8 protein-coding genes are annotated in these 8,162 nt (G+C 61.9%); 6 read left to right on the plus strand and 2 right to left on the minus strand.

Annotated elements, in window-relative coordinates; translation table 11 throughout:
- Nucleotides 1-338 precede the first annotated feature (338 nt).
- Entirely contained in the window at nucleotides 339-950 is a 612-nt protein-coding gene (locus tag ACIQUH_RS27660) for a LysE family translocator (RefSeq protein WP_400821359.1), read from the plus strand.
- 24 nt (nucleotides 951-974) lie between these two features.
- Here the strand turns inward: ACIQUH_RS27660 and ACIQUH_RS27665 are convergent, their stop codons facing one another.
- Nucleotides 975-1,802 carry an aldo/keto reductase gene (locus ACIQUH_RS27665; RefSeq protein WP_400821361.1) on the minus strand — a complete coding sequence of 276 codons (828 nt, stop codon included), beginning with the start codon at nucleotides 1,800-1,802 and terminating at the stop codon, nucleotides 975-977.
- Nucleotides 1,803-2,082: 280 nt separating this feature from the next.
- On the opposite strand from ACIQUH_RS27665, the gene ACIQUH_RS27670 reads away from it, so the two are divergent.
- Together ACIQUH_RS27670 and ACIQUH_RS27675 are read left to right on the plus strand one after the other, a co-directional pair.
- Nucleotides 2,083-2,790: a helix-turn-helix transcriptional regulator gene (locus ACIQUH_RS27670; RefSeq protein WP_400821377.1), complete on the plus strand. Its 708-nt coding sequence runs from the start codon at nucleotides 2,083-2,085 to the stop codon at nucleotides 2,788-2,790.
- Between the two features lie 48 nt (nucleotides 2,791-2,838).
- The gene (locus ACIQUH_RS27675) at nucleotides 2,839-3,204 is read left to right on the plus strand and encodes a VOC family protein (RefSeq protein WP_400821364.1); all 366 of its coding nucleotides are present in this window, start codon (nucleotides 2,839-2,841) and stop codon (nucleotides 3,202-3,204) included.
- A 239-nt stretch (nucleotides 3,205-3,443) separates the two neighbouring features.
- Here the strand turns inward: ACIQUH_RS27675 and tam are convergent, their stop codons facing one another.
- Nucleotides 3,444-4,214 (minus strand): trans-aconitate 2-methyltransferase, encoded by a 771-nt coding sequence (tam, locus tag ACIQUH_RS27680; protein ID WP_400821366.1) that lies wholly within the window; start codon nucleotides 4,212-4,214, stop codon nucleotides 3,444-3,446.
- Here tam and ACIQUH_RS27685 point away from each other — a divergent pair.
- The 3 genes from ACIQUH_RS27685 to ACIQUH_RS27695 all read left to right on the plus strand — a co-directional run bounded on the left by ACIQUH_RS27685 (nucleotide 4,213) and on the right by ACIQUH_RS27695 (nucleotide 7,962).
- On the plus strand, nucleotides 4,213-4,536 hold the full coding sequence (locus ACIQUH_RS27685) for a hypothetical protein (protein ID WP_400821369.1): 324 nt from the start codon (nucleotides 4,213-4,215) through the stop codon (nucleotides 4,534-4,536). The two genes, tam and ACIQUH_RS27685, sit on opposite strands and share 2 nt — an antisense overlap.
- Nucleotides 4,537-4,550: 14 nt before the next feature.
- Nucleotides 4,551-5,432, plus strand: a complete 882-nt coding sequence (locus tag ACIQUH_RS27690) for a branched-chain amino acid aminotransferase (RefSeq protein ID WP_400821371.1) — start codon at nucleotides 4,551-4,553, stop codon at nucleotides 5,430-5,432.
- A 172-nt stretch (nucleotides 5,433-5,604) separates the two neighbouring features.
- Nucleotides 5,605-7,962, plus strand: coding sequence for a methyl-accepting chemotaxis protein (locus ACIQUH_RS27695; RefSeq protein ID WP_400821374.1), 2,358 nt, complete (start codon nucleotides 5,605-5,607; stop codon nucleotides 7,960-7,962).
- The last annotated feature ends 200 nt before the right edge of the window (nucleotides 7,963-8,162 follow it).

Genomic DNA, 8,162 nt, shown 5'->3' on the forward strand with positions numbered 1-8,162 from the left:
CATGGCCTCCGGGGTGGCCGCCTCGGAGGTCATCCAACGTCCCGAACAATAAAGCACTTTTTCGACAGACAATTCCTGTGCTTGTCACAGGAATCCAGCCAGCCCAAGTCCTTGGGTTGAAAGGACTCTTCCCCGCCGCACAGACGCGCGTCGACTGGATTCCTGTGACAAGCACAGGAATGAGGGGGAGTGGGCTAGGCTGGACGCGAGGGGCTGGCACCGTAGCCTGCCACTTCGGCACTGGCCCCCGAGCATCAACCCTGCAATTTCATCCAAGACACCCCCCCCCCCGCATCATCATGCTCCCGTCCTCCACCCCAAGAGGACAGACCCGCACCATGACACCCGAATTCCTCATCACATCCTTCATCGTCGCCGCCTCTCCCGGAACCGGCGTGGTCTACACACTGGCCGCCGGTCTTTCGCAGGGGGCGAGGGCGAGCGTCATCGCGGCCTTCGGCTGCATGCTCGGCATCGTGCCGCATTTGCTCGCCGCCATCACCGGGCTTGCCGCCATCCTGCACACCAGTGCGCTGGCCTTCAGCGTGGTTAAATATCTGGGGGTCGCCTACCTGCTTTATATGGCGTGGAACACGCTGCGGGAGAATGGCGCACTGAAGATCGATGAGACGAGGCAGCCCCAGAAGGCCGCCCGCGTCATCGGCGAGGCGGTCCTCATCAATCTGCTGAACCCGAAACTGTCGATCTTCTTTTTCGCCTTCCTGCCACAGTTCATCGCAACGGGCGAGCTTTCGCCGACAGGCCGCATGATCGAGCTCGGGCTGATCTTCATGGCCATGACATTTGTGGTCTTTGCGCTTTACGGCTGCTTTGCCGCCTCGGTCCGGCGGCAGGTCGTGTCGCGTCCTGCGGTTCTCGCCTGGCTGAGGCGCAGCTTCGCCGCCGCTTTCGTGGCGCTGGGTGCGAAACTGGCCCTGACCGAACGGTGAGACCGGAGCCGATAGCCGGCCGCCTCAGTCGTCCCAATCGGGTGCGAGGTGGCCGGGATTGACGATGCGGCCATTCGGCCTGGCAAGCGCATGGATCGCCCGCATTTCCTCTTCCGAGAGCGCAAAATCGAAAATGTCGAAATTCTCCTTGAGACGGCTCTCCGTCGCCGTCTTCGAAAGCGCCACGATATCCGGTTGCTGCACCGCCCAGCGCAGGGTCACCTGCGCGGCGGTCTTGCCGTGTTTCGCGCCGATATCCTTCAGAATAGGATCGTTCGGCACCTTGCCATTCGCCATCAGATAATAGGCCGTCACCGACATGCCGTGCCTGCGTGCGGCGGAAATCACCTTCGTCTGGTCGAGATAGGGGTGATATTCGATCTGGTTGGTGGCAAGCGGCGTGTCGGAGAGTTTCACCGCTTCTTCGGTCAGTGCGACGTTGAAGTTGGAAATGCCGATATTGCGCGCCTTGCCGGCCTTGCGCACCGCGTTCAGCGCGCCCATGCGCTCGGCAAGCGGCACATCGCTTTTCGGCCAGTGCAAGAGCAGCAGGTCGACATAGTCGGTCTTCAGTTTCGCAAGGCTTTCATCGACGGAGGCGAGAAAATCGTCGTGACGATAGCGGTCCACCCAGACCTTGGTGGTGAGAAAGATATCGTGCCGGGAAATGCCCGATTGCGCGATGACGTCGCCGACGGCACCCTCGTTCTTGTAGATCTGGGCGGTATCGACATGGCGGAAACCGAGTTTCAGCGCTTCCGGCAGAATGCGCCTGATATCGTCTTCCTCTATGCGGAAGGTGCCGAAACCGAGGGCGGGAATATTCGCACCATTCGCGCTGACGTCGTACATGGTTGTCTCTCCTGTTTGCTGAAAACATGGCCGGCGGAAGAGGCCGGGTGGGGAAGCCGTCTTTCTTTAACTGGTGTCGGTGCGATCGGTTTCAACCGTGCGGAGAGGATATTGCATTAAACACATGCTCGACCGCACGGGTGCGCCGGCAGATCGGTATCTCCATCGCCTCGCCCTGAACCTCCTTGCAGGGTTGCGCCTGAGAGCCGGCAGCGTTACGCGTCTGTCGTCTGGATCGTCAACGGGGCACGATCCGATGATGCGACGGGAGGACTATCGCGTGTCACGCTCACAACGGCTTCTCGATCTCCTGCAGATCCTGCGCTCCCACCGCATGCCGGTCAGCGGCGCGGCCCTTGCCGGGCAGACCGGCGTCAGCCTGCGCACGCTCTATCGCGATATAGCGACGCTGCAGGCGCAGGGTGCGGATATCGAGGGCGAGGCCGGCGTGGGTTATGTGCTGCGTCCCGGTTTCCTGCTACCGCCGCTGATGTTTTCGCAGCAGGAGATCGAGGCGCTGGTGCTCGGCTCGCGCTGGGTGGCGGGCCGCGCCGATGCCGGGCTGGCGGAGGCCGCGCGTGCCGCACTCGTCAAGATCGCCGCCGTTCTGCCCGATGCGCTGCGCGAAGAACTCGATAACTCCACCCTGCTTGTCGGGCCGGGGCAGGGGCTTGCCGCCATCCATGTCGATCTGGCCGCCATTCGCGAGACCATCAGGCGGGAGAGCAAGGTGGCGATGACCTATCGCGATGAGAAGGGAGACCTGACGGAGCGGGTCGTCTGGCCCTTTGCGCTCGCTTTTTTCGATCTGGTGCGGGTGGTGCTGGCATGGTGCGAGACCCGGCAGGATTTCCGCAGTTTCCGGGCCGACCGTATCGAAAGCTTCCACCTCCTCGACAGCCGTTATCCGCGCCGCCGCCAGGCGCTGCTGAAAGAATGGCGCGAGCGGGAAAAACAGCGGCGACGCAATCATGCTGACAAAAACTGACAGCAGGCCGGTCTAGAAACCGTTCATCCGCAAAAAAGGAGAACGACCATGACCCATCCCGATTTTACCATCCTCTATGTCGACAACCCGCCGGCCAGCACGGAGTTTTATAAGGCGCTGCTGGGTGTCGATCCCGTCGAATCCTCCCCGACCTTTTCGCTCTTCGTCCTTGCCAATGGCATGAAGCTCGGCCTCTGGTCGCGGCACACCGTGGAGCCCGTGGCATCCGCGACGGGCGGCGGCGAGCTTGCCTTCCGTGTCGAAAACGATGCGCAGGTGGATGAGACTTTCGCCGGGTGGAAGGCAAGAGGTGTGGCGATGCTGCAGCAGCCCGCGAAAATGGAGTTCGGTTATACTTTCACGGCCGCCGACCCCGACAATCATCGCCTCCGGGTCTACGCCTTCGCGGGCTGACGACAACGGGTTTTGGTTCGTTGGTTCCGCAAACTCGCCTCGTTCAGCAAACCCTCCTCATCTCTGTGCTTGTCACAGAGATCCAGCCAGCCCAAGTCCTTGGGCTGAAAGGACTCTTCGCGCCGCGCAGACGCGCGTCGACTGGATTCCTGTGACGAGCACAGGAATGAGGGTGGTGGGGATGCGCCCGCGTACGATAACGCCGCGTCGCGTGCGACAACGCCGCATCGCATGCCATGCTATTTCTTCACCGCCACCACGAAAAGCCGCGGAAAGCGCAGCAGCAACCGGCCATCGGCCATGGGCGGATAGGCCGCCTTGATGCGTTGCGTATAATCGGTGAGGAAGGCGTCGCGGTTTTCCTCGCCGGCGGCGGTCAGATAGGGGCGCAACCCCGTGCCTTTCACCCATTCGACAATGCTGTCCGCATCCTTCATCGGATGATTGTAGATGGTGTGCCACACATCCACACGGGCGGATTTCGGTGCCAGCGCGTCGAAATAGTCCGACGGTGCGGGCAGGGGTTTCCGGCGCAGCCTGCCATCTGCGAACGTGTCCTTCCAGATACCGTTCGCTCCCGTCTCCTCCATGGCGCGGTGCGTTGGCTCCTCCAGATTGTCGGGCATCTGCACGGCCAGAACGCCGCCGCTTTCCAGCTGGTCCATCAGCTGCGAAAGAACGGCGAGATGATCCGGCACCCACTGGAAAACGGCATTGGCGTAAAGCAGGTCTGCCTTCTGCGCCGGCTTCCACCGGGCAAGGTCGGCCTTGGCGAAGCGCGTGGTTGGCAGCCGGTCCGTCGCCTTTTCCAGCATGTCGTCATCGCTGTCGATGCCGGTAATGACATTGACGCCGTAACGGTCGGTCAGAAGCTCGGTGGAATTGCCGGGGCCGCAGCCGAGGTCATAGCCGTTCAGCACACGCTCCAGCGGCACCTGCGCCAAAAGATCCCGTGCGGGACGCGTCCGCTCGTCTTCGAATTTCAGATATTGTTGGGCGGACCATGCCATGGTTTTCCTCCTGCAAACTGCCGTCAGATCGCCAGCATCGCATGGGCGAAATCACACCGCCATCGTCAGATGCATGAATTATTGTGATGAATCTATTCATCAACCTTTTGTTTCGCCTCATAAAACGTGCTTGCGGGGCCGTCGCTTTGTTATTTTCCATCAAAATCAGAAATCGCGGCAATTAAAACTTGACCTCGTCAGGGGAGAGGCATTCACTCCGGCCGATTTCCAGCACATGCCCGGTCAGGACGCGCGACGTTCCTCATCCGGCAATGCATCAGAACAAAAAGACGGAGCGTTTTTACCGAACGGAAACGCTTGAGACAGGAGACCGTTATGAGCGTCGATACCGCACCCCGATCAACCACCTGGACCTATGTTGACGGTCAATGGCTGCCCGGCAATCCGCCGCTGATCGGCCCGACCTCGCATGCCATGTGGCTGGCCTCGACGGTGTTTGACGGTGCGCGCTGGTTCGATGGCGTGGCGCCCGATCTCGATCTGCACTGCCAGCGCGTCAACCGCTCGGCCGCCAATATGGGCATGAAGCCGACCATGACGGCCGAAGAGATCGAGAGCCTGGCGCTGGAAGGCGTCAAGAAATTCGACGGCAAGATGGCGATCTATATCAAGCCGATGTATTGGGCCGAACATGGCATGCCCGGCAGCGTTGTCGCGCCCGATGCCAGCTCCACCCGTTTTGCGCTCTGCCTTTTCGAAGCGCCGATGGATGCCGGCAAGCCGCTGACGCTCACCGTCTCGCCGCTGCGCCGTCCTTCGCCGGAAACCGCGATGACCGACGCCAAGGCCGGCAGCCTTTACCCCAATAGCGGCCGCGCCATTCTGGAAGCCCGCTCGCGCGGTTTCGACAATGCCCTGATGCGCGACATGAACGGCAATGTCGCCGAATCCGCCTCGGCCAACATCTTCATGGTCAAGGACGGCGTCGTCCTGACCCCGGTTCCGAACCGCACCTTCCTTGCCGGCATCACCCGTTCGCGCGTGATCGGCCTTCTGCGCCAGGCCGGTTTCGAAGTGCGGGAAGCGACGCTTTCGGTCGAGGATTTCCGCGAGGCCGACGAAATCTTCTGCTCGGGCAATTATTCGAAGGTGTCGCCGGTTGTGAAGCTCGATGACCGCGAATTGCAGGCCGGCCCCGTCGCCCGCAAGGCCCTCGATCTCTACATGGACTGGGCGCGTCTTGGCGCAGACGTTTAAGGTCAGGTAGGACCCCTATTTTCAAAAAGGCCGCGGCAGGCTTGTCCCTGCCGCGGCCTTTTGTTTTGAACCGTACGATTCCCCATGAAAATTGAGGGGGAATTTAATCCAATTTTAGAAGACCACACGCTAGCTTGCGGCATTACCGATTTGGGCTAGTGGGGGCCGTCAAATGTCTTTCAGCATACGCAATATACTCGTGGGCTTTTTTCTGCTCGTCGGCATCGCGCTGGCAGGCTTCGTGGGCAACGGCATGCTGCAGTCCGTGCAGCGTGCCCGCAGCTTTTCAGAGGTGGCGCAGCTCGTTTCGATCGACAGGCTGCTTTTTAACGCCTTGCTGAACTTTCGCAGCGAACGCGGCAACAGCGCTTCGGCGCTGACGGTCGATCCGGCAAAGACGGCCAATACCATCGCCAGCGTGCAGGCGTCGCGCCAGAAGGTGGATGCCGCCATGACCGCCTTTCTCGAACAGTCCGCCGCGCTCGATCAGGCTGGCCTCAAGGCCCCGCTTGCCCGCGTGAAGGATATCTACACGCAATTCCTGGAGCTGCGCAAAAAGGTCGATGCCAACGTCACCCTGCCGCTCGACCGCCGTGAAACCGGGCTGGACAAGACCGTGCTGGCGCTCGGTCAGGATTTTTTGACGGCGCTCGAAGCGGGATCGACGGCGGTGGAAGGTGAGGTTCGCTCGCTGGACCAGAGCCTCACCGGCCTCATCCAGTTGCGGTCCTATGGCTGGTCGGCGCGTGCGCTGGGCGGCAGCGCCACCGTTGTCATCAATGCCGTTGTGGCCCAGCAGCGGCCGCTGACCCCGCAGGAAACCCAGCAGCTTGGCAATTTCGATGCCGGCGCGGCCTTTGCCTGGAAAGCCACCGGCGACCTCGTCGCGCATGAATCGACGCCGCAGGCGCTGAAGGATATCTATGCCGCTGCCGACAAGACCTATTTCAAGGGTGATTTCGTCACGCAGCGCGCCAAGCTGATCGATGATCTGAACAACGGCCGCACGCCGGCCTTCACCATCGATACATGGCGCAATACGGTGACCGAAAGCCTCGATACGGTCGCGAAAATCGCCTCCGAAGCGATGGGTGTTCTCAACGCCAATGCCGAAAAGGCAAGGCAGGACGCCTTTATCGGCGCGATGATCTATCTCGCGGCTTTCATCCTCACGCTTGGCGTCTGCATTCTCTGCCTTGCCGTCATCGTCGGCCGCGTCACCCGCCCGATCAGCCGGTTGACCAAGGCGATGATGGAATTGTCCACCGGCAACCTGACCATCGATGTGCCCGGTGCAAGACGCGGCGACGAGATCGGCGAGATGGCCCGCGCCGTGGAAATCTTCCGCGAGGCGGCCATCCGCAACCGGCAGCTGGAGAACGACGCCATCGGCAACCGCGAGCGGGCCGAACGTGATCGCGTCGAATTGCAGCGGCGCGCCGAGGCCGAGGCCGAAGAGCGTCTCAATCAGGCGACTGGCTCGCTGGCTGGCGGCCTTCGCCGGCTTGCCTCCGGTGACATGGTCTGCGAGATCGCCACGCCCATTGCGCCGCAATTCGAGACGCTGCGGCACGATTTCAACAGCTCCGTGCACCAGCTGCGCGAAGCGCTGACCAGCGTCGGCCAGTCCGTGCAGACGGTGAACGGCGGCGCTCACGAGGTCTCGTCGGCATCCGACGATCTTTCCCGTCGCACCGAACAGCAGGCCGCGTCTCTGGAAGAAACCGCTGCCGCGCTGGAAGAAATCACCGCCAATGTTTCCGCCACCTCAAAACGGGCGAGCGATGCGCGCGACACGGTGCGTGAGGCGAGGACAAAGGCCGATCTTTCCGGCAAGGTGGTGCGCGATGCCGTCGCCGCCATGGAGCGCATCGAACATTCCTCGCGCCAGATCGGCCAGATCATCGGTGTCATCGACGAAATCGCCTTCCAGACCAACCTTCTGGCGCTGAATGCCGGCGTCGAGGCGGCACGGGCGGGCGATGCGGGCAAGGGCTTTGCCGTCGTTGCACAGGAAGTGCGCGAACTGGCGCAGCGCTCCGCCAATGCCGCCAAGGAAATCAAGCAGCTTATCAATACCTCGGCCATTGCGGTGGGCGAAGGCGTGAAGCTGGTGGCCGATACCGGCGTCGGCCTTTCCGAAATCGAGCAGCTGGTGCTTTCGGTCAACAGCCATATGGATGCCATCGCCACCGCTGCGCAGGAACAGTCGGCCGGTCTCTCCGAGGTCAACACCGCCGTCAACCACATGGATCAGGCCACGCAGCAGAATGCCGCCATGGTCGAGGAAATGAATGCGGCCGGTGCGGGGCTGGCGCAGGAATGCGCCAATCTCCAGGCGCTGCTTGCGCAGTTCCAGATCGGCCAGCAGACCTCGGCGTTGCGGGAGACGGCCCGGCAGATGCAGCGCGCCGCAAGCCCTGTGCGCGCTCCGGCCGCACCCGTCGCCGCGCCGCCACGGCCCCGCCCCGTCGCCACGCACGGCAATGCGGCGCTGGCCGTGAAGGGTGACGACTGGACGGAGTTCTGAGTTTTGCAAGCGTTGCTCGCGTCATCGGATGGCGCGGGTTCACCGCACTCGCCGTCATCGCTTCCAAGGGCGGTGTATAGAAACTTCTCCTCCGTCATCCTCGGGGATGTAAAGACCGGAGACATCCCTGACAGATGTTCGGAGACATCCCTGACAGTTTCATGGGTTTTCGAGGTTTATTTCTGCGACCTGAGTTGCGC

It is taken from the genome of Agrobacterium sp. NPDC090283, assembly GCF_044769685.1.
Lineage (GTDB): Bacteria > Pseudomonadota > Alphaproteobacteria > Rhizobiales > Rhizobiaceae > Agrobacterium.